This is a genomic window from Streptomyces sp. NPDC005533 (assembly GCF_042871845.1).
Lineage (GTDB): Bacteria > Actinomycetota > Actinomycetes > Streptomycetales > Streptomycetaceae > Streptomyces.
In genome coordinates, this window is record NZ_JBIAJH010000018.1 from 72,628 (window position 1) to 92,238 (window position 19,611).

At 73.0% G+C, this 19,611-nt stretch carries 16 protein-coding genes; 9 read left to right on the forward strand and 7 right to left on the reverse strand.

Annotated elements, in window-relative coordinates:
• Positions 1–48: 48 nt before the first annotated feature.
• The 3 genes from ACFYP3_RS19790 to ACFYP3_RS19800 all read right to left on the reverse strand — a co-directional run bounded on the left by ACFYP3_RS19790 (position 49) and on the right by ACFYP3_RS19800 (position 3,355).
• Positions 49–927 carry a carbohydrate ABC transporter permease gene (locus ACFYP3_RS19790; protein ID WP_388833967.1) on the reverse strand — a complete coding sequence of 293 codons (879 nt, stop codon included), beginning with the start codon at positions 925–927 and terminating at the stop codon, positions 49–51.
• Positions 924–1,817: a carbohydrate ABC transporter permease gene (locus ACFYP3_RS19795; protein ID WP_388834123.1), complete on the reverse strand. Its 894-nt coding sequence runs from the start codon at positions 1,815–1,817 to the stop codon at positions 924–926. Before ACFYP3_RS19795 ends, ACFYP3_RS19790 begins: the two co-directional genes overlap by 4 nt.
• A gap of 203 nt (positions 1,818–2,020) precedes the next feature.
• The gene (locus ACFYP3_RS19800; RefSeq protein ID WP_388833970.1) at positions 2,021–3,355 is read right to left on the reverse strand and encodes an ABC transporter substrate-binding protein; all 1,335 of its coding nucleotides are present in this window, start codon (positions 3,353–3,355) and stop codon (positions 2,021–2,023) included.
• Between the two features lie 536 nt (positions 3,356–3,891).
• Here ACFYP3_RS19800 and ACFYP3_RS19805 point away from each other — a divergent pair.
• Positions 3,892–5,349, forward strand: a complete 1,458-nt coding sequence (locus ACFYP3_RS19805) for a DUF4157 domain-containing protein (RefSeq protein WP_388833973.1) — start codon at positions 3,892–3,894, stop codon at positions 5,347–5,349.
• 85 nt (positions 5,350–5,434) lie between these two features.
• Here ACFYP3_RS19805 and ACFYP3_RS19810 read toward each other — a convergent pair whose 3' ends face one another.
• Positions 5,435–5,800 carry a hypothetical protein gene (locus ACFYP3_RS19810; protein ID WP_388833976.1) on the reverse strand — a complete coding sequence of 122 codons (366 nt, stop codon included), beginning with the start codon at positions 5,798–5,800 and terminating at the stop codon, positions 5,435–5,437.
• Positions 5,801–5,987: 187 nt separating this feature from the next.
• Between ACFYP3_RS19810 and ACFYP3_RS19815 the strand changes: the two genes are divergently transcribed.
• A complete protein-coding gene (locus tag ACFYP3_RS19815) occupies positions 5,988–6,458 on the forward strand; it encodes a universal stress protein (RefSeq protein ID WP_388833979.1) in 471 nt (156 codons plus the stop codon).
• 24 nt (positions 6,459–6,482) lie between these two features.
• Here ACFYP3_RS19815 and ACFYP3_RS19820 read toward each other — a convergent pair whose 3' ends face one another.
• Together ACFYP3_RS19820 and ACFYP3_RS19825 are read right to left on the reverse strand one after the other, a co-directional pair.
• Positions 6,483–7,433, reverse strand: a complete 951-nt coding sequence (locus ACFYP3_RS19820; protein ID WP_388833982.1) for a serine/threonine dehydratase — start codon at positions 7,431–7,433, stop codon at positions 6,483–6,485.
• Between the two features lie 15 nt (positions 7,434–7,448).
• A complete protein-coding gene (locus tag ACFYP3_RS19825) occupies positions 7,449–8,090 on the reverse strand; it encodes a TetR/AcrR family transcriptional regulator (RefSeq protein ID WP_388833984.1) in 642 nt (213 codons plus the stop codon).
• Positions 8,091–8,246: 156 nt separating this feature from the next.
• Here ACFYP3_RS19825 and ACFYP3_RS19830 point away from each other — a divergent pair, with 156 nt between their 5' ends.
• The 7 genes from ACFYP3_RS19830 (at position 8,247) to ACFYP3_RS19860 (ending at position 18,220) form a co-directional block, all read left to right on the forward strand.
• On the forward strand, positions 8,247–9,935 hold the full coding sequence (locus tag ACFYP3_RS19830) for a ricin-type beta-trefoil lectin domain protein (protein ID WP_388833987.1): 1,689 nt from the start codon (positions 8,247–8,249) through the stop codon (positions 9,933–9,935).
• Positions 9,936–9,963: 28 nt separating this feature from the next.
• Positions 9,964–12,267, forward strand: coding sequence for an alpha-N-acetylglucosaminidase (locus tag ACFYP3_RS19835; RefSeq protein WP_388833989.1), 2,304 nt, complete (start codon positions 9,964–9,966; stop codon positions 12,265–12,267).
• Between the two features lie 222 nt (positions 12,268–12,489).
• The gene (locus ACFYP3_RS19840; RefSeq protein ID WP_388833992.1) at positions 12,490–12,840 is read left to right on the forward strand and encodes a hypothetical protein; all 351 of its coding nucleotides are present in this window, start codon (positions 12,490–12,492) and stop codon (positions 12,838–12,840) included.
• Positions 12,833–13,867 carry a polyprenyl synthetase family protein gene (locus ACFYP3_RS19845; protein ID WP_388833995.1) on the forward strand — a complete coding sequence of 345 codons (1,035 nt, stop codon included), beginning with the start codon at positions 12,833–12,835 and terminating at the stop codon, positions 13,865–13,867. Before ACFYP3_RS19840 ends, ACFYP3_RS19845 begins: the two co-directional genes overlap by 8 nt.
• Before the next feature lie 114 nt (positions 13,868–13,981).
• The gene (locus ACFYP3_RS19850) at positions 13,982–15,169 is read left to right on the forward strand and encodes an oxygenase MpaB family protein (RefSeq protein ID WP_388833998.1); all 1,188 of its coding nucleotides are present in this window, start codon (positions 13,982–13,984) and stop codon (positions 15,167–15,169) included.
• Positions 15,170–15,271: 102 nt separating this feature from the next.
• On the forward strand, positions 15,272–16,819 hold the full coding sequence (locus ACFYP3_RS19855; RefSeq protein ID WP_388834126.1) for a molybdopterin-dependent oxidoreductase: 1,548 nt from the start codon (positions 15,272–15,274) through the stop codon (positions 16,817–16,819).
• Positions 16,820–17,044: 225 nt separating this feature from the next.
• Positions 17,045–18,220 carry a serine hydrolase domain-containing protein gene (locus tag ACFYP3_RS19860; protein WP_388834001.1) on the forward strand — a complete coding sequence of 392 codons (1,176 nt, stop codon included), beginning with the start codon at positions 17,045–17,047 and terminating at the stop codon, positions 18,218–18,220.
• A 45-nt stretch (positions 18,221–18,265) separates the two neighbouring features.
• Here the strand turns inward: ACFYP3_RS19860 and ACFYP3_RS19865 are convergent, their stop codons facing one another.
• Entirely contained in the window at positions 18,266–19,543 is a 1,278-nt protein-coding gene (locus ACFYP3_RS19865) for a cytochrome P450 (protein WP_388834004.1), read from the reverse strand.
• Positions 19,544–19,611: the final 68 nt, after the last annotated feature.

The window sequence follows — 19,611 nt, forward strand, 5'->3', positions numbered from 1 at the left end:
GCTGCTCCAGGGACTGGGTGGTCGGTACGGACAGTGCGGCGGGCCGGCTCAGGTCTTGACCGCTCCCTCGCCCACGCCCTTGAAGAAGAAACGCTGGAGGGCGAAGAAGAGGAGCATCATCGGCAGGAGCGCGGCCATCGCACCGGCCGCGACGAGCCGCTGGTCGTTGACGGTGGTGGCACCGGCCAGGGTCTTCAGGCCGAGCTGCAGGGTGTAGTGGTCGCTGTTCGTGAGGACCAGCAGGGGCCAGAGGAAGTCGTCCCAGGCCCCCATGAAGCTGGTGATGCAGACGACGGCCAGGGCGCCCTTGGCGGCGGGGAGGAAGACCCGGGTGAAGCGGGTCCATTCGCCGGCCCCGTCCAGGACGGCGGCCTCCTCGACCTCCTTGGGCACGGCGAGGAAGGCCGCCCGCATGATCATGATGTTGAGCACGGAGACCGCGCCGGGGAGCCAGACACCGATGAGGGTGTCGACCAGCCCCATCTCGCGGACCGTGAGGAACATCGAGATCATCACGGACTCGAAGGGGAACATCAGGGTCGCCACGAGCACGGTGAAGACGGCCCGGCGGCCCTTCCAGGCGGCCCGCGAGAGGGCGTAGCCGCCCATCGACGCGAAGAGCAGGTTCGACGTGACCGCCAGGGCCGCGACGGTGAGCGTGTTGCCGACGTACTGGAGCAGCGGGAAGGACTCGGCGACCCGAAGGTAGTTGTCGAGGGTGGGCCGCGAGGGCAGCACGCCGTCGTACACGTTCTCGGTGCGGCCGCGGATCGAGGTGAGGAACTGCCACACGATCGGGCCCAGCATGACGACGAGCATCATCACGAGTGTGGCGTAGCGGGCGGCCGGACCGGCCCACCGGCGCCGGCGGCCGGCGGCGCCGGCCCGCCGCGGTGGGACGCCTCCCGGGAAGGGCGGGGTGCTCACCTCTCGTCTCCCTTCGACAGGCGGCGGCCCAGCAGGCTGAAGACCAGGGTCAAGAGGAACAGCTGGATGGAGACGGCGCAGGCGTAGCCGGTCTCGCCGGAGAAGCCGAGGCCGACCTGCCGGATGAGGAACGGCAGGGTGCGGGCGCCGCCGCCGGGGCCGCCGCTCTCACCGCCGAGGATGTAGATCTCGGTGAAGACGCGCAGCGCGGAGATGGCGGAGAGGGTGCCGACGAGCAGCATCATCGGCTTCACCTGGGGGACGGTGATGCTGAGGAAGCGGCGGACGGGGCCGGCGCCGTCGATGGCGGCCGCCTCGTGGAGGGAGGCGGGGACGTTCCCGAGGGCCGCCAGGTAGAAGACCATGTAGTAGCCGAGGCCCTTCCACACGGTCACGAGCATGGCCGAGACCAGCAGCATCGTGCTGTCCGTCAGGAACGGGATCGGCTCGGAGATCAGGTGCAGCCGCTCGAAGACGGTGTTGACGAGGCCGTCGCTGCGCAGCACCCACTGCCAGATCAGCCCGACGACCACGGCCGAGGCGATCACCGGGGTGTAGAAGGCGGACCGGAAGAACCCGATGCCGGGGAGCCCGGCCTGGACGAGCACGGCGAGGGCGAGCGGGAGGAAGACCAGGCAGGGGACGACGACCGCCAGGTACAGCACGCTGTTGCCGGTGGCGACCCAGAAGTCGGGATCGGCGAAGGCGCGCCGGTAGTTGTCGACGCCGACGAAGGTGCCGCCGCGCAGGATCCGGGCGTCGGTGAAGGAGAGGACGACGGTGTTGACGAAGGGCCAGAGGCTGAACAGCGCCACCATCGTCAGACCGGGGGCGAGGAACAGGTAGGGGGTCCACCACCTGCGGTGGACCAGGCCCGTGTCGGCCTCCATGGCACGCTGTGCGGCCCGGCGGCGGCGCCTGCGCGCGCGTGCGCCGCCGCGCGGCTCCGGGGCGCCGCCGCCCGGCTCCCGGGTGCGGCCGCCCGACTCTGCGGCGCCCGGGCCCGGCTTTGCGGCGTCGGCTCGCGGCTCCGCTGCGCCCGGGCCCGGTTCTGCGGCGTCGGGGCCCGCGCCGACGCGCCCGTCCACGGCCGTCACTGGTCGGCCGCGGCGGTGAGGAGCCTGTTCGCCGCTTCCTCGGCCTTCTTCACCGCCGTCCTCGGGTCCTGCTCCCCGGTGATCGCCTTCTGCACCTCGCGTACGACGGCGTCGCCCACCTGGTTGGTCCACTGGACGGGGGTGTTGGCGTCGAGCGCGGCGCTCTTCAGCTGCTCGGCGCCGACCGCCCGGGCCAGGGTCTCCGCGTCCTTGCCGTCTCCCTCGTCCGAGAAGAAGGGGTCGGCCAGGCCCTGGGCGTTGGACGGGTAGATGGTGGCCTTCCTGGAGAACTCCACCTGGTTGGGGCCGTTGGTCACCCACTTCGCGAACTCGGCCGCCGCGTCGGGGTGCTTGGTGTCCTTCCTGATGCCGAGGGACTGGGCGTAGATGCCGATGTGGCCGAGCGTGCCCGTGACGGCTCCCGCGACGCGGGTCTTCGCGTAGACCTGCGGGGCGTTCTGTTTGATGTCCTTGACGAAGCCCGGGGAGCCCGGGCCGAACACGAGCTTGCCGCCGCCGTAGAGCTGGTTGATGTCGTCGGACTTGAGCAGGGACTCCTTGGGCATGGCGCCCTTGGCGTAGAGGTCCTTCATCCGCTCCACCCAGGCGACGGCCTGGTCGGTGTCGAAGGTGAACCGGTCCTGCTTCTCGGCGAGGATCGGTACGCCCATCTTCTGCCAGTCGCCGGGCAGGCGGCCCTTGGGATCGGCCATGAAGGCGGCGTACCGGCCCCCGGACGAGGCGGCGATCTGTTCGGCGTAGTCGAAGAACTGCTCCACGCTGGTCGGCGGCTTGGCCGGGTCCAGGCCTGCCTTCTCGAAGAGCTCTCTGTTGTAGGTGAGGATCTCGGGCGTCACGTACCACGGGTACGCGTACACGCCGGCCCCCTTGCCGGGCAGCTTGAACTGCTCCCAGGCGCCGGGCACGTACTCCTGGGCGACGGCCCCGTCGAGCTTGACGACATCGGCGAGCATGCCGCGGTCGGCGAGGAGCTGGAAGGAGTCGGTGGAGAGGTTGACCACGTCGGGGAGGGCCCCGGCCTGGGCGTCCGCGACGAGCTTCTCGTTGTAGCCGTCGCCGGGGACGTCCTCCCATGTGACCTTCGCCTCGGGGTACTTCCGCTCGAAGGCGTCGATGACGCCCTGCACGTAGGCCGTGAAGGTGGGCTTCAGCTGGAGGGTCCGGAAGGTGATCTCCCCGGCCACCCTGCCCGTCCGCTCGGCCTCCTTCGCTTCGCCGGCGCCACCATCGAGGCCGCAGGCGGCGGTCGAGAGGAGGGCGCCGGTCACCAGCGTGGCCACGGCAATACGGGTCGGGTTCGAACGGGTCATCGTCGCCGCCTTTGCAGAAGTCCGGCCTCTTCGCCGGAGGCGGTGCCCACCGTCGCCCGAAGTCGGGACCCCGTCAATGAGGCGGAGCCGCCATTGGCCGGGGACACGCGGGTGGTGAATCCCCCAACAGGTCTGCGGTGGACGCCAGATGACCTCAGCGCGACGGGCCCGAACTGGGCTGATGCGCTTTAGTGCAAAGCCGGGTGAGGGTGTTGTCGATTCGACAACGGAGCCCGACCCGACGTCAACTCCGCTCTGTTTATGGCCGGTTCGGGAGGACGTGCACTAATGCGCTTTATCCGCGGCCCGCGAAAGCCCTTTAGCGCCGAAGCACCCCTCTCGCGGAGCGCAGCGCGCTGACCGAGCAGGTTCAGGGACGGGCCGGCGCGGCCGGCGCGCGCGTCCCGAGGTTGGCTTCCCGGCGGCGAGCGGGCTGATAATGCTCAGACCCCCTGGTCACGACTGGTGACCGCTCCTTCGGGGGTGTGGCCGGCAGCCCGCGAAGCGGCTGCCCCGACGTAGTGGAAGGCGACCGCGTGAGCCCCAAGCACCCCCGCCCGGCGCAGAAGAACGACGACCAATTACTGCAGTCCTCCCGCTCTGCCGCGACTCCGCAGCGGGCGGCGACGCCGCCGGTGGGGCTGATGGGACTCCAAGCCGGTGCGGGCAACGCCGCGGTCGTGCAGATGCTCCGTCGTGCCGCTCACGCCGGGACCCGGGACGAGCACCAGCACACCGACGGATGCGGACACGGGCCGAGCGAGCGGCCCGCGGTGCAGCGGTCCGCCGTCCACGACGTCCTGCGCACCCCCGGGCGTCCCATGGACAACGCCACCCGCACCGACATGGAAGCCCGGCTCGGCGCGGACTTCTCCGACGTCCGCATCCACAACGACAGCGCCGCCAAGGCGTCCGCCGCCGAGGTCGGCGCCCGCGCCTACACGTCCGGCAGCCACGTCGTCATAGGCGACGGCGGCCACGACAAGCACACCCTCGCGCACGAACTCACCCACGTCATCCAGCAACGCCAGGGCCCGGTCGCGGGCACCGACAACGGAACGGGACTGAAGGTCTCCGACCCGTCGGACCGCTTCGAGCGCGAGGCCGAAGCGAACGCCAGGCGCGTCATGGCGGGCGGCTCGCACGCCGCCGCGCACGTGCAGCGCACCGCGGCACCTTCACCCGTCTCCGACAGCGGCCCCGCCGTACAGCGCGTCGAGAACCCCCAGGACCGGATGACGGTCGAGTACTGGGAGGACAAGGCGGGACTGGGCGCATCCAGCAGCAGCGCCGCGAAGGACCGCAGCAAGCAGATCGCCGCGTCCAAGGCCAACGCGAAGAAGTTCAAGGCCCACAAGCCTCCGCGCACGATCGACGAGATCGTCAAGACCGTCGGCCCCAAGCTCCTGGCCGATCTGGCGCTGATGGGGGCGGACTCCGGGCGGATGGAGCTCTACAGGTCCATGAGTTTCGAGGAGGCCCACAGCGCCCTGACCTACTGGGGCGACGCCGCCTCGCGCGAGGCACTGGCGGCGTACGTGGCGTCCGGTGAGGGCTCGGCGAAGGACTTCAGGGAGCAGGGGTTCGGGGGGCTGACGGTAGGAGCCCACCTCGGCGACCAGGGGCAGGCCGACGGGTACTACAACACCCTGGGTGCTCCCTACGCCGTCCAGCTGAAGTTCACGCTCAAGCCCGGGGCCCACGAACTCCTCTTCAACCAGGACCACATGGCTCTCGGTCCGGGCTACAAGAACGACCTGATCCGCAAGGCGAACGAGGGCGGCGGGACCTACAAGAACGCGAGCGCGAACGAGGGGACCCTGGGTGGGTACATCGGCGTGAAGGCCGAGGACAAGGAGCCCTACAGCCTGGGCATCGCGCAGGGGGCGAACGGCAAGAACGGCAGGGAGCTCGGTGCGAGCCAGCTGCTCTTCCAGTTGTTCCTCGACGACGTCCAGCTGGTGAAGAACAGGTCGGGGCAGGACCTGCCGTAGCGGGGTCGGGACACATCGCCGCGGATGCCCCTGACCGGTCCGGTCCGGTCAGGGGCATCCGCGGGGGGTGGGTGCGGTGCGGCACCTACCGCATCGGGTACCGCGTCTTCTCGGCGAGCTTTCCGTCCTTGAAGCAGAAGCGGAGCACGGTCTCCTTGCCGTTCTCGGTGTCACCGCTGGAGAGGTACCAGGAGCAGGTGCTGCCCTCGGGCTCGACCGGTCCGCCCTCCTTGAGGGCGCTCTTGACGAAGCTCTCGCCCGACGGAAGCCTGCCGCGGACCTCGCTCTCCGCGTCGCCGGTCTGCACGGACGCGTAGACCGTCGGGTCGACGAGGGTCTTGTCGGCCATGTCGAGGACCTTCCCCATGCCGAAGACCACGGCCACGAGGAGACCCACACCCAGCACCAGCGCCACGCCGCACCCGATCAGACAACCCTTGCGCTGAGCCACGCCCGTTCCTCCAAGTCTCCGTGTCCGGCGGTGGTCGCCTGGACACTCACACCCTCGCAAGGGACGGCGGCTCCGGGCTGTCCTCGAAAGTCGTCGGCCGTCACAACGATCGTCGTTCGAGGTCGGGCGACTCTTCCGGGTATACAGGGAGGAGATCGACCATTCGGGCAGAACGAGAGGAAGCACCGTGAGCGAGCAGGACACCGTCGAGCCTCTGATCGTCGTCGGCGTGGACGGTTCGAACCACTCCAAGGAGGCGCTGCGCTGGGCCGTCGCGCAGGCCGGGATGACGGGTGGCCGGGTGCACGCCGTCATGGCCTGGGAGTGGAACCGCAATCCGTTCGCCCTCGCTCCGGTGGCCGCCGAGGTCTTCGACGCCGAGGTGGTGACGGTCGAGGAGGCGGCCCGCCGGAAACTGGCGGACACCGTCAAGACGGCCGTCGGCGCCTCGCCCGGCGTGCCGGTGTTCCGCCGCGTCGAGCAGGGCTCCCCGGCGCAGGTCCTGGTGGACGCCTCGAAGGAGGCGGACCTGACGGTGGTCGGCACCCGCGGGTACGGCGGCTTCAAGGGCGCCCTGCTCGGGTCGGTGAGCCAGCAGGTCGTGCAGTACGCCGCCGGCACCGTCGTGGTCGTCCGCGAGGGCGCCGACGAGGACTGAAGGCGCCGCCGGCCGGCCCTGGGCTCAGGCCGCGGGGGTCACCAGGTCCCGGGGGTCCGTGTTGGCCCCGCACAGGATGACGGCGACCCGCTCGCCGAGGGGTTCCGGCGCCCCGCGCAGCGCCGCCAGGGCGGTGGCCGCGCCCGCCTCCACCACGATCCGGTGCTCCTCCCAGAGGGCGCGCCGGGCCGCGGTGATCGCCGCGTCGGGCACGAGCACCGAGGTCACGTGCTCCTCCTGGGCGGCGGCGAGCGCGTCCGCCGAGACCCGGGTGGCCCCCAGGGAGTCGGCGGCGACCGAGTCCACGGCCACGTCCACGACCCGGCCCGCCGCCAAGGCCGCGTTCAGGGCCCGGCAGTTCTCCGGCTCGGCCGCGATCACCCGTACGCCGTGCTCGCGCGCGGCGGTGGCGACGCCGGCGAACAGTCCGCCGCCGCCGACCGCGACGACCACGGTGTCCAGCCCGGGCAGGGCGCCCCGGATCTCGTCGAGCAGCGTCCCGGCGCCCGCGGCGATCAGCGGATGGTCGTAGGCGTGGCTGCTCAGCGCCCCGCTCGTGGCGGCGAACTCCTCGCAGGCGGCGAGTGCTTCGGCGTACCGCTCGCCGACGAGCCGGACCTCGGCCCCGTATCCGCGCAGCCGGTCCACCTTGACGCGCGGGGCGTTGGCGGGCAGGAACACGGTCGCGGGCACGTGCAGCGCGCGGGCCGCCCAGGCGCAGGCGAGACCGGCGTTGCCGCCGGAGGCGATGGTGACGCCCGCCGCCGGGAGGGCGCCGGCCTCGTGGTGGGCGGCGAGGAAGTTGCGGGCGCCGCGCGCCTTGAAGCTGCCGGTGTGCTGGAGGTACTCCAGCGCGTACCAGACCCCCTCGTCGGCGGCGGGGGCCACCGCGACGGGTCGTACCGCGCCGGCGATGCGGTCGGCGGCGGCGCGTACGGCGGCGTGGTCGAGCCGCTGGGCGGGTGCTGCGTGCATGGGCTGTCTCCCCTGTCAGTGGGTGGGCCGGGCGGCCTCGATCAGCTGGCGCAGGGCGCCGTAGTACACCTCGTGGTCCGTCAGGGGCGGCAGTACGTCGGCCAGTCCGCCGCAGAGCACGGGGAACTCCGCCGGATCCAGCGCGGCCAGGGCGGCCCGCGAGGCGGCGGTGGCCGCGGCCGGGTCGCGGTGGTCGACGAAGGCCGCGCTGCCCAGGGTGAGCAGGTACATGCGGCGGTAGACGGTCATCGCCTCGGCGGCGGTCATCCCGGCGGCCATGCTGTCGGCGAGGGCGGGCTCGACGAGCCGGGCGAGGAGCTGGCGGCCGAGCCAGGGCCGGCCGCCGCGCAGCACCAGCAGTCCGGGGTGGGCGGTGAGCAGCAGGTAGAGCGCGCGGAACCGCTGCTCGGTGGCCTGCGCCCAGTCCGTGCCGACGGGGATCTCCGGGAGCTGCGCGGCCAGGTGCTCGGTGCACAGGTCGAGCAGTCCGGCGAGGTCGGTGCAGCGGCGCTGGACGGTGGCGTGGGAGACGTCGAGCCGGTCGGCGAGGGTGCGGAAGCTGAGGCGTCCCGGCCCTTCCTCGTCGAGGATCCGCAGGGCGGCAACGGCGATGGCCTCGGGGGTCGCCCGGTCCAGGGCGTCTGATCGGCGCGGCATGAGATACACCGTAACATACGGTGTATCGACTCTTTCGTGTGACATCGATTGCCGCCATATTGCTGGTCATTGGCCGACAAGCAACGCCTTTTGTTGACAGTGGGTAATCGCATCGCTGCACTGGGCGCACGCCTGCCCCCACGTCAAGGAGACTCAGTGCCGCCTCGCCTGCGTGCGTCGCTCCCCTGCCTGACCGCGGCCGCCCTGTTCGCCCTCGCCCTCTCCCCCGCCCCGGTGGCGGCCGAGCCCCGGGCGACCTCGGACACCCCGCTCGCGCTCACCCCGCCCATGGGGTGGAACAACTGGGCGCACTACATGTGCGACATCGACGAGGCCGAGGTCGTCGCCAACGCCAACGCGCTCGTGGCGAGCGGGCTCGCCGCCAAGGGCTACGACACGGTGACGGTCGACGACTGCTGGATGACCAGGAGCCGGGACGCGCGGGGCGCTCTGGTCGTCGACACGGCGAAGTTCCCGCACGGCATGGCCTGGCTCGGCGAGCACCTGCACGCCAAGGGCCTGAAGTTCGGCATCTACCAGGACGCCGGCTCCCTCACCTGTGAGAAGTACCCCGGCAGCGGCGCGCCCCAGGGCGGCGGGGCGGACCACTACGCGCAGGACGCCAGGCAGTTCGCCTCCTGGAACGTCGACTACGTGAAGATGGACGGCTGCAACCTGTGGGTGCCGCCGGGGCAGACCAAGGAGCAGGCCTACCGGGACGCCTACAACGCCGTGGCGAAGGCACTGCGGGAGAGCGGCCGGGACATGGTCCTGTCGGCGTCCGCGCCCGCCTACTTCCAGCAGGGCGAGTGGGGCGGCGCCGACTGGCACAAGGTCCTCGGCTGGGTCGGCGAGACCGGCCAGCTGTGGCGCGAGGGCAAGGACATCAAGGTCTACAACCCGGCCACGCCCGCCACCTCACGGTGGAGTTCGGTCCTGGGCAACTACGGCTACAACCGCTGGCTCGGCCGGTACGCGGGCCCCGGCAACTGGAACGACCCCGACTTCCTGATCGCGGGCGCCCCCGGGCTCACGGCGGCCGAGAGCCGCAGCCAGGTCGCCCTCTGGGCCATGATGGCCTCCCCGTTCATCCTGTCCTCCGACGTCTCCCAGCTGACCTCCCAGGGGCTCGCGGCCCTCGGGAACACCCGCATGATCGAGCTGGACCAGGACCCGATGGGCCGTCAGGGCGCGGTGGTCTCCTCCAACGCCACCTTCGAGATCCTCACCCGGCCGCTCGCGAACGGCGACCGCGCGGTGGCCGTGCTCAACCGCTCGGCCACCACCCGCGACATCCGGGTGCCGCTCGACGAGATCGGCCTGAGCGACTGCACGGCCGACGCGCAGGACCTGTGGAACGGGTCCCGCCGCGAGGTCTCGGACGCGCTGACCGGGACACTGGCCGGCCACGACACCGCGGTCTGGCGGCTCAGCCCGCGCGGCTGCGCCGCGGCCACGCCGACCGGGCAGGTCGTCGGTGACGGCGCCCGGTGCGCCGACGGCGCCAACACCACCGGCGTCGGCGCCGTCGTGATGGCCGCCTGCACCGGGGCCCCCGACCAGCGGTGGACCCTGCGCGACGACGCGAGCCTGCGGCTGGCCGGCGAGTGCCTCTCCGCGGGCGACGACGGCCTCGTGGAGCTGGCCGACTGCGCGCCCCCGCAGGACCGCCGGCCGGGCCAGAGCTGGACGCACCTGCGCGGCGGAGCCCTCGTGGAGCAGGAGAGCGGGATGTGCCTGACCGCGCCGGCCGCCGCCGCGACCCCGGACGCCCCGGCCGCGCGACTGCGGCTGACGGCCTGCGGCGACCACCGGGTCGACCAGACCTGGGCCCTGCCGGTCTGACGGCCCGAGCCCGACGATGAGGAACCCGATGCCGCGGGGCGGGCGCCGACTGCCCGGCCCCCGCCCGCTCACCCTCGCCGCTCTTCCCGCGGCGTTGCTGGCGCTGATCTCGGCGGGGCCCGCCCCCGGGGCCACGGCCCCGGGGGCGGGGGCGCCCGCACCTGCCCACGTACGGCCTGATGCGCGGGTCACCGTACCCGCGCGCGCGGGCGCGCCAGGGAAGCGGAGCTTCGACACCGCGCCCGCACGGGCCGCCCTGGAGCGGCTGCTCCCGCGCCACCACGGCCAGTTCACCCTGGTGCCCGACACGGCCGCCGGCGCCGACACCTTCACCGTGTCCGGGACCGCCGGGGCGATCACCGTGCGCGGCAGCACCGGCGCCACCCTGCTCACCGGCGTCGGCTGGTACCTCCAGCACGTCGCCGGAGCCGACATCGGCTGGCCCGGCGACAGCATCGACCTGCTGCCCGCCCGGCTGCCGGCCGTCCCCGCGCCGGTGACCCGCGGCGCACAGGTACCGCACCGGTACGCGCTCAACGACACCGACGACGGGTACTCCGGCCCGTACCGCACCTTCGAGGAACACCAACGGCAGATCGACCTGCTCGCCCTGCACGGCATCAACGAGGTGTTCGTGCAGGTGGGAGCGGAGTACCCGTACTACCGGGCACTCCAGGACTTCGGCTACTCCGCCGAGGAGCTGCGGCAGTGGATCCCCGGCCCCGCCCACCAGAGCTGGTGGCTGCTGCAGAACCTGAGCGGTTTCGGCGGCCCGGTCACCGAGCGGCTGATGCGGGAGCGGGCCGCACTGGGCGGGCGGATCGCCGAGCAGCTGCGCGGGCTCGGCATGACCCCGGTGCTGCCCGGCTACTTCGGCACCGTGCCCCCGGAGTTCGCCGCGCGCAACCCCGGAGCGGCCACGGTGGCCCAGGGCGACTGGGCCGGCTTCGACCGCCCCGACTGGCTGGACCCCGCCTCGCCCGCCTTCCGGAAGCTGGCCGCCGCGTACTACGCGGAGCAGCGCGCGGTCTTCGGTGACAGCTCGATGTACCGGATGAGCCCGCTGCACGAGGGCGGACAGACCGGGTCCGTGGACGTCGGCGCCGCGGCGGGCGCCATCCAGGAGGCGCTGCACGCCGCCCACCCGGGCGCGCTGTGGGCGGTGCTGGGCTGGCAGGACGACCCGACCCCCGAGCTGCTGGCCGGGGTGGACACCTCGCGGCTGCTGATCCTGGACGGGCTCTCGGACCGGTACAACCGGCTGGACCGCGAGGCCCGTTGGGGCGGCGCCCCGTACGCGATGGGCACCATCTACAACTTCGGCGGGCACACCACGATCGGCGCGAACACCTCCGTGTGGCTCGAACGGTTCGGCCCCTGGCGCGCCAAGGACGACAGCGCGCTCGCCGGGATCGCCTACCTGCCGGAGGCCACCGGGACCAACCCGGCGGCCTTCGACCTGTTCACGGACCTGGCCTGGGAGCCGGGGGTCATCGACCAGCGGCAGTGGTTCGCCGATTTCGCGGCCCGCCGCTACGGCCGGCCCGACGCCGCCGCCGCCGCGGCCTGGGAGGAGCTGCGCAAGGGGCCGTACAGCACCTCCTCGGGACTGTGGTCGGAGTCGCAGGACAGCCTGTTCACCGCCCGGCCCGCCCTGACCGCGGCCGGGGCGGCGTACTGGAGCCCCAAGTCCATGCGCTATCCCGCCGGTTCGGTCCGCAGGGCACTGGACCAGCTGCTGAAGGTGGCCCCGGAGCTGCGCGGCTCCAGCGCCTACCTCTTCGACCTGGTGGACACCGCCCGGCAGGCCCTCGCCAACCACTCGCGGGTGCTGCTGCCGAGGATCAAGGCGGCGTACGAGGCCAAGGACCTGCCCCTCTTCCGCAGGCTCACGGCCGAATGGCGGGAGGACGAGGCGAAGCTGGACGCGGTGACCGGCTCCGACCCGAACTTCCTCCTCGGCAGCCGGCTCGCCGGGGCCCGCGCCTGGGGCGCCGACCGGGCCGAGCAGGACCGGTACGAGTACGACACCCGCTCCCTGCTCAGCGTGTGGGGCCGCCGCAGCACCAGCGAGGGCGGCTTCCTGCACGACTACGCGAACCGCGAATGGAGCGGCCTGGTCTCGGAGCTGTACGCGCGGCGGTGGGCGCTCTACTTCGACTCGCTGGAGGAGGCGCTGGTGCGGCGGACCGCGCCGCGGGCGATCGACTGGCCCGCCTTCGAGGAGGAGTGGGCCGGTCGGACCACCCGGCACCCGGACCGGCCGAGCGGGGACCCGTACCGCCTGGCCGCCGCGGTCGCGGCGGCCCTGCCGCCGGCGTCCGCCGGCTGACCTACACCACCGGCAGCGGTGGCGATCTCCCGATGCGGTGATCGTCACCCTCCCGGAGGAAAGTCGACGCTCCTGCGGGGGAGATCCTCCGCCGTGGTTCGTCGCGCGGGGCCGGCAGTCGGTTGACTGGCCCGGAAGAGGCCAGGGGCGGACGCCGGAGCGATCCGGTGGCCGCCCCTTCCGATGCCACGAGGCGCGACACGACCAGGAGTGCACCCGAGCATGTCCCAGACCGAACACGACCAGCCCCCGCACTCGCAGGGACAGGAGCGGCAGAAGCAGGAGCGGGCCGCGGGCGCCGGCTCCGCCGCCGCCTCCCTGGAGCTGCTGACGCTGCTCGCCGCCGGGGTGGCCGACCTGGCCCTGGACCAGCTGCGGCAGACCGTCGACCGCGCGCAGGACGCGATGCGCCGCCACGACCTGCCCGAACTGCTCACCGACGGAGTGGTGGAGCTGCGCAAGCGCGGCGAACTGGCCACCCGCCGGGCGGGCATGGGCCACGAGAACTACCTGGAGACCATGGCCCGGCGTGCCTCGGAGCGGATCACGTCCGAGGGCCGCCCCTGTGCATGACCACACCGGCTTCAAGGAACGCATCGACGAGGTGCTGGTCCGGCTGGCCGACGAGGAGGAGCTGGCCCTGCTCGGCCTGCACGCCGAACTCAGTCCGCTCTGCGAGCAGTTACGCCGGTCGCTGGCGCGCGGCAAGCGGCTCCGGGCCGCTTTCCTGTACTGGGGGTGGCGGGCGGCGGGCCAGCCGGACTGCGAAGGGGCGATCCGGGCCGCGGCCGCGATGGAGCTCGTCCACGCGGCGGCCTGCACGCACGACGACATCATCGACGACAGCCGGATGCGGCACGGCCAGCTCACCGCGCACGCCGCCTTCGCGGCGAACGGGCAGCGCTCCACCGCCCTCGCGATGATCCTCGGCGACCTGCTGATGGGGTACGCCGGGCACGTCTTCACCTCCTGCGGGCTGCCCGGCGCCTACCTGGCCCGGACCGTCCCGCTCTGGTCCACCCTGCTCCGCGAGACGATGGCGGGCGAGTTCCTGGAGGTGCTGCGCACCGACGCGTCACCGGACCGCGAACCCCTGGTCGCGGAGTCGCTGGAGGTCGCCCGCTTCAAGACGGCCAAGTACACGGTGGAACGGCCGCTGCACCTCGGAGCCACCCTCGGCGGCGGTTCCCGCGCCCTGCTGGACGCCTTCTCCGGCTACGGCCTCCCGCTCGGCGAGGCCTTCCAGCTGCGCGACGACCTGCTGGGGACCTTCGGCGACCCCGCACGGACCGGCAAGTCGAACCTGGACGACCTGCGGGACGGGAAGCCGACGGCGTTGCTCGCGCTGACCGTGGCCGCGGCCGGCCCCGACGACCGCCGGCTGCTCGCGAAACTGGTCGGCAACCCGGAGCTGGGCGAGGAAGAGGCCTCGTCGGTGCGCGCGCTGATGGAGCGGTGCGGGGCCCAGCGGCAGGTCGAGGACATGATCCGCGAGCGCATCGGCCGGGCCGAGGCCGCGCTGGACCTCGCCGCGATGCCCGCGGAGGCCCGGGCTGCCCTGCGGGGGCTGGCCGCGACCGCCGCCGACCGCTCCCTGTAGCGGCGGGGCCGCCCTCCCCGCCGCGCCCTCCCTACCGCGCCCTTCTCCCGCGACGCCGGCCCGGGCCGGCCGACGACGGCTCCCGTACCCGAAGAGACGACAAGGACGACCGACGTGAAGACCGACGCACCCAAGGCCGCCCCGGCGCGCCCCCGTTACGACCACGCCGCACTCGACGCCCTGAGCACGCAGGGCGATCCGCTCGCCGACGAGACCGTCGCCGAGATGTTCCGCCGCAAGGAGGTCGGCGACCTCAACACCCTCATGCGGTTCTTCACCACCGCCGGCGACACGCTCCCCGAGCAGCTCCCGGCCTCCGCGCGCGCCTACTTCGAGGCCACCGCGATGCCGCCGAGCTGGGTGGACTGGGACGTGATGGAGCAGGCCAGGCTGTTCTTCATGGACAACGCGGCCCACATCAACACCGGCCTCTCCTTCGCGGCCATGCCCGCGACCTACGCCGTCCCCCGGCTCTCCCGGCTGCTGGCCTCGACGCACTCCATGGCGTACCCCTCGCGGCGGATGGCCAACACCGGGCAGTTCGTCACCTACCTCATGCAGACGAACGCGTTCGCGGAGGGCAGCAAGTTCATCCCCGCCGCACAGAAGGTGCGCCTGCTGCACGCGGCGGTCCGCCACCACCTGCGGCACGGCGGCCACTGGGACGTCGAGAAGGACGGAGTGCCCATCTGCCAGGAGGACATGATCGGGGGGCAGATCTGCTTCTCGCTGCTGGTCCTCGACGCGATGCACCGGCTCGGCATCCACATGAGCGAGGACGGCGCCGAGGCCTACTTCTACGCCTGGCGGGTCGTGGGCGCCATGCTCGGCTGCGACATGTCGGCGGTGCCGCAGAACCTCACCGAGGCCCGCGACTACTGCGACCTCTACCTCCTGCGCAACCTCGGCCCCTCCCCCGAGGGGGTCCGCCTCAACGCCCAGCTGATGCGCATGTACGAGGACGTGGTCCCGGGCACCCTCTTCGACCCGATGGTGCCCGCCACCGTCCGGTTCCTCGTCGGCGACACCATCGGCGACTGGCTGGAGATCCCGCGCACCGCCTGGGACACGGCCGCGAAGGCGGTGCCGGTGTTCCTCGGGCTGCTGGAGACGATCGAGGACAGCAGCCCGTACGCGGAGTGGGCGCTCGACAAGGCGGGCTCGCTGCTCTCCGGCTTCGAGCTGGCCTCCCTGACCCGGGGCAGGGTCATGCACCATGCCATCCCCGCGGAGCTGAAGAGCGAGTACGGGGTGAAGGCGCCGCGCACCGGGCGCTGGGTGCCGCCGGCGCCCGTGCACTGACCGGCGGCACTCCCCCGTGGCGGCGCCGCGCCGCCCCGGGGGCCGGTGCACACTTGCGGTGTGGAGGCAGACCCCAACCGGTCCGTGTGGCCGCGGCGCGTGATGGGCGCCGTCAGCGGGATCGTCGCGGCCGTCGGCGGGCTGGCGTTCGCGCAGCTGGCCGCGGCCGCCGTGCGGCCCGAGTCCTCGCCGGTGACCGCCGTCGGCGGGGCGGCCGTCGACCTGACCCCGGTGGCCGTCCGGGAGTGGGCCATCAGGCTGTTCGGCACCGCGGACAAGCTGGTGCTGACGCTGGGCATCGTCGCCGTCCTGACCGTGGTCGCGGCCCTGGCCGGGCTGCTGTCCGTATGCCACCTGCCCGCCGGGATCGCGGTCGCCGGCGGGTTCGGGCTGCTCGGGGCGGCGGCCGCGCTCAGCCGTCCGGAGGCCTCCTGGCGGGACGCGCTGCCCTCGCTGCTGGGCGGGCTGACCGCGGCCGGGGTGCTGTACCTGCTGGTCGCGGCGGCGACGCGGCCCCGGCCGGCGGGCGCGCCACCCGGCGGGAGCCGGGCCATGGACCGGCGCGGCTTCGGCCGGCTGGTCACCGGCGTCCTGACGGCCTCGGTCGTGGCCGGCTACGCCGGGCGGCGCCTGAGCGCCCACGGCTCGGCCGGCGCCACCGCCTCCCGGGCCCGCTTCGTCCTCCCGCCGCCCACCGTGCCCGCACCGCCGGTGCCCACGGGCGCGGACCTGCGGGTGCCGGGGCTGTCGCCCTTCCTCACCCCCGACCGCGACTTCTACCGGGTGGACACCGCGCTGGTCGTCCCCCGCGTGGACGCGGACACCTGGCGGCTGCGCATCCACGGCGAGGGCGTCACGCGGCCCCTCACCCTCGATCTGCGGGAGCTGCTCAGCCGGCCCCTGGTCGAGCACGACATCACCCTCACCTGCGTGTCGAACGAGGTCGGGGGCCCGTACGCGGGCAACGCCCGCTGGCTCGGCGTACGCCTCGCCGACCTGCTCCGCGAGGCCGGGGTGCGCCCGCCGTCCCGGGGCGGGCCGGCCGACCAGCTGGTGTCGCGTTCGGTGGACGGCATGACGATCGGCACGCCCGTCGAGGCGGTCATGGACGGCCGGGAGGCGCTGCTGGCCGTCGGCATGAACGGCGAGCCGCTGCCCTTCGCGCACGGCTTCCCGGTCCGGATGGTCGTACCGGGCCTGTACGGGTACGTCTCCGCGTGCAAATGGCTGACCGAGCTGCGGCTGACCACCTTCGGCGCGTACGACGCGTACTGGGTGCGGCGGTCCTGGGCGCAGCAGGCCCCGGTCAAGACGCAGTCGCGGATCGACACCCCGCGCCCGTACGCCGACCTGGCGCCGGGCCGGGTGGCGGTCGCCGGGGTGGCGTGGGCGCAGCACCGCGGGATCGAGGGGGTCGAGGTACGGGTGGACGGCGGCCCCTGGCAGCGGGCGCGGCTCGGGGCCGCGGACGGGGCGGACACCTGGCGGCAGTGGGTGTGGCCGTGGGAGGCGACGCCCGGGCGGCACAGGCTGGAGGTCCGTGCGACGGACGGGACGGGTGCGGTCCAGACGGGGGAGCGCGCCGGGACCGTGCCGGACGGGGCGACCGGATGGCACGCGGTGGAGGTGCAGGTGAAGGCCCTCGGCTGACGCCCGGACGGGCCCTCCCGTACGCTGCCCGCCCCGAGCGGTCGGGGGCTGACGGGCATCTGCACCGGCGGGTGCTGCGCGGCGCGCGCCGTCGACGGAGCCGGCCGCGTCACCCGCGCGGTGCCTCCGGAGTGCACCGGGCGGGACCCCCGGTTAGCGTGCGTGTCGAGGCCTGCAACCGCGAGGTGGGGGACCTTCGCCTTCGACCCGCAGGGAGGCACCACCGTGCGCCGTTCCAGGATCCTGGCCCTCACCTGTCTGCACCTGCTGCTGGGCGCCTCGCTGGCGGGCGGGTGCACCCTGAGCCGCGCCGAGAGCGCCGCGCAGGACTGCGCGGCCGGCCAGGTCTCGCGGGGCGGCACGTGCCTGCCGGGCGATAAGGAGGACTTCACCGCGCGGCAGGTCACCGAGGCCCTCGCGAAGTACAAGCTGACGGCGGCGATGGCCGAGGTGTGGGTCGACGGGGAACGCGTGGCGACGTCCGCGGCCGGGGAGACGATGACGGGCTTCCCCGCGACGCCGGACATGCGCTTTCGCATCGGGGCGGTCGCGATCCCCTATCTGACGACCGCGCTGCTCAAACTCGTCGACGAGGGCGAGGTCGCGCTCGACGACAAGATCTCCCGGTGGCGCCCGGACCTTCCGCACGCGGACGAGATCACGCTGAAGATGCTGGCGTCGACCTCCTCCGGGTACGCGGACTACGTCACGGACAAGGGCTTCGTCGACGCGCTCTACAAGAACCCCTTCCGGACCTGGACGGCGGAGGAGCGCGTGCGGATCTCCGTCTCCAAGCCCCTGGTGCTGGCCCCCGGTTCGGGTTTCGCCTACTCGCACGCCAACTGGGTCATCCTGGGCGACATCATCGCGAAGGTGAGGCGCAAGCCCCTCGAAGAGGTGATGGTCCAGGACGTCCTCAAGCCGCTCGGCCTGAGCCACACGGCCATCTCCTCCAAGGCGGACATCCCCGAGCCGGTGCTGCACTCCTACGACAACGAACGGGGCGTGTTCGAGGACGCCACCTACTGGAACCCCTCGTGGACGCTGGCGCCGGGATCGGTCATGACGGGCACGCTGGAGGACGCGGCGAAGTCCTTCGCCGCGATCGGTGAGGGAAGACTGCTGACGCCCGAGTCGCACAAGGCCCAGCTCACCGGCGTCGTCAGGGTCAAGGGGGACACCTGGTACGCGCTCGGCCTGCCCGTGCAGAACACCTGGATCGTCCAGAACCCGTCCTTCGCCGGCTACGCGGGCACCGTCGCCTATCTCCCGTCCAAGAAGATCGCCATCGCGACGGTGGCGACGCAGGGTCTCGGCAGCACCGTCCAGAACGCCAGCTCCCTCGTCTTGCAGGCGATCGCCGGTCACCTGGCCCCGGAGCGGCCCCTCACGCTGGGGTGACGGTGCGCCGCCCGTCGGGAGCGGTCCCGGCGGGCGGCGGACGTCTCAGTTCCGGGTCAGGCGCACCGGCAGCGACTCGACGCTGTTGCCGATGAAGCTGCGCTGGTGCGGGAGTTGCGCCTCGGGGGTGGCGAGGTCGAGGTCGGGGAAGCGGGTGAAGAGGCGCTCCAGGGCGGTCGTGGCCTCCAGGCGGGCGAGCGGGGCGCCCACGCAGTAGTGCGCGCCGTGCCCGAAGGAGAGGCTGCGGGCGGCGGTGGGGCGGGTGAGGTCGAAGCGGTCGGCGTCCGGGCCGTGGAAGGCCTCGTCACGGCCGGCGGCGGTGTAACCGGCGAGCACGGGGGTGCCCTGCGGGATGACGGTGCCGTCCAGGGTCAGGTCGCGCGTGGGGTAGCGGAAGGGGAACCAGCTGACCGGTCCGTCCCAGCGCAGGGTCTCGTCCACCACGTCCGACCAGGTCGCCTTCCCCTCCAGGACGAGGGCGAGCTGGTCGCGGTGGGTGCACAGGGCCCGGACGGCGTTGCTGATGAGGTTGAGGGTGGTCTCGTGGCCCGCGACGAGCATCAGCCGCATGGTGCCGGTGAGTTCGGCCTCGCTGAGCTGGTCGCCGTCGTCCTCGCGGGCGGCGATCAGGGCGCTGGTGAGGTCCTCGCCCGGGGCCTCCCGGCGGGTGGCGGCGATCGTGCCCATCAGCTCGACCAGCTCCCGTACGGCGGCCATCGCCTCGGCGGGGGTGGTGTCGGTGGCGATGATCACCTTGTTGGACAGGTGGTGCAGCCGTCCCCGGTGCTCGGGGTCCACCCCGAGCAGCTCGCAGATGACGCTCATCGGGAGCGGCAGCGCGAAGTGCTCGCGCAGGTCGGCGACCCCGTCGGGGGCCTCGGCCGCGGCCCGGGCCAGGTCGTCGAGGAGCTCCGCGGTCAGCTCCTCGACGCGCGGGCGCAGCCTTTCCACCTGGCGGGCCGTGAAGGCCCTGCCGACGAGGGCGCGGAGGCGGCGGTGGTCCGCGTCGTCGGCGGTGTGCATGCCCTGGGCGTTGGCGAAGGCCCGCAGCGGCCAGTCGCGGGGGATGGTGCCGTCGTGCAGGGCCGGGAAGTGCCGGGCGTCCTTGGCCACCTCGGGGTGGCCGAGGAACTCCTTCAGAGCGTCGTGGCCCAGGACGACCGCTCCGGGCACCCCGCCGGGGAGCACGACCTGCGCCACCGGGCCGTGCGCGGCGCGCAGCCGGGCGTTGAGGGCGTGCGGGCAGCCCCCGGCGGGGTCGATGACGTGCGGGGCGTCCGGGGCGTCCGGGGTGGACGGGGCGGGTGAAATCGGGGACGACAAGCCGGCTCTCCTGACCTGATGAATGGAACTCGGTCAACAGTGCCGCCTCGGGGGCGGGTTGGACAAGA